This is a genomic window from Paraburkholderia rhynchosiae (assembly GCF_002879865.1).
Lineage (GTDB): Bacteria > Pseudomonadota > Gammaproteobacteria > Burkholderiales > Burkholderiaceae > Paraburkholderia > Paraburkholderia rhynchosiae.
This window is the reverse complement of sequence record NZ_PNXY01000105.1, coordinates 1-1,235: the sequence shown is the minus strand read 5'-3', so window position 1 is coordinate 1,235 and position 1,235 is coordinate 1. Positions and strand designations below refer to the sequence as shown.

Here is a 1,235-nt window from a genome sequence, read left to right as displayed (position 1 = left end):
AGCGCACGACGTTTCTTCGACATCCGCCGTTTCATGAATGAGCGACGCCCGAGGCTACAAGGTCAAGGATGTGGGCTGCGCATGCCCTCGGAAAAACCTTGACTGACCGCCTCAGGGCGTGAAGCGGAGCTCCTAGTTTCTACATAGCGGCCCTTTGCAATACCGCATGCAAACATCAATCAACGCCTTCGATCACCTCAGTCTGGATGCCCCATCGTGCGAATTCCGGCTCAAACTCATGCAGGAGTAGCGAGCCCTCGCTAGTCTGCGCACCAGGCGCAAACGTGTCGCCACGCACCAGCTTTCGTGTCAGCAAAATCGCCGCCATGCAAGGGATTTCCGGCCCATAGTTATTATCTACGGTAAGGTGCCACTCCAGATGAAGCGGCTCCCTTTGCGAGGACAGCCCATGGAGCCGAATCACCATGCCGCCGAGCCCGGAGCCGAAGCGATCAAGCCACGTCCGCGTTCGGTGCAGCAGAGGCGCCAGCAGACTTGCACGCGAAATTAATCGCCGACGCCGTGCCCATGCGATCAAGGCGAACACACGCTGCGTTAGCTCAACTTCAAGCGCAGCACGGAAAATGACGTTGGTCACGCCCCGATAACGTCGCGGGAACAGCTCAAGGTCTGGAAAGTCGCATAAGGCTCCGAGGCGCGACTGCAGGTTCGCAAACGGGATACGTATTGGATTTGACCACCCTGTTTGCGATGTCCAGCAGCCGCCTTGCCATACCTGAACGTTATCGCCACAGTATGACAAGACCGCTGCCAAAGTCGCTTTGCCGCGCGGAGCCTGTTCCCCTGGTGCGATACAAATCTTAATCGAAGATAGAGTTCGGCGAAACGATGACGCAAATCATCGACGACAGCCGACGACAGGGTCGGTAGCGTGCTTACGCCGCTGAATGCTGTGCGCTCGGCGGCCTTGAACGAGGCATCCAATGCGTCGGAGAAGTCACACACAAATCGCCGGCCATCTGCGAGATCGATGTAATGTGCTCCGCACTGTGCGATCGCTCGGGCGGCATCGTAACCTTGTCCCTGAAACGGACCCGCCGTGTGGATTACCAAATCGGGTTTCAGCGCGCTTACCAACCCTATCGATTATTCGACCAACGAATACACCGCGTCGATTACCGCCCGGGTCGGCGATTTCCAGCCGGCTGCCGCAACGGACGTGACGGCGGCCGACCTGAGCGGCGGCACGTTCAACGGTATCGCCCTGCCGACGG

General features: G+C 58.6%; 1 protein-coding gene. It reads right to left on the bottom strand.

The genetic code is table 11. From position 1 onward, the window contains the following. Positions 1–175: 175 nt before the first annotated feature. Entirely contained in the window at positions 176–598 is a 423-nt protein-coding gene (locus C0Z16_RS36985; RefSeq protein WP_102636848.1) for a hypothetical protein, read from the bottom strand. Positions 599–1,235 lie beyond the last annotated feature (637 nt).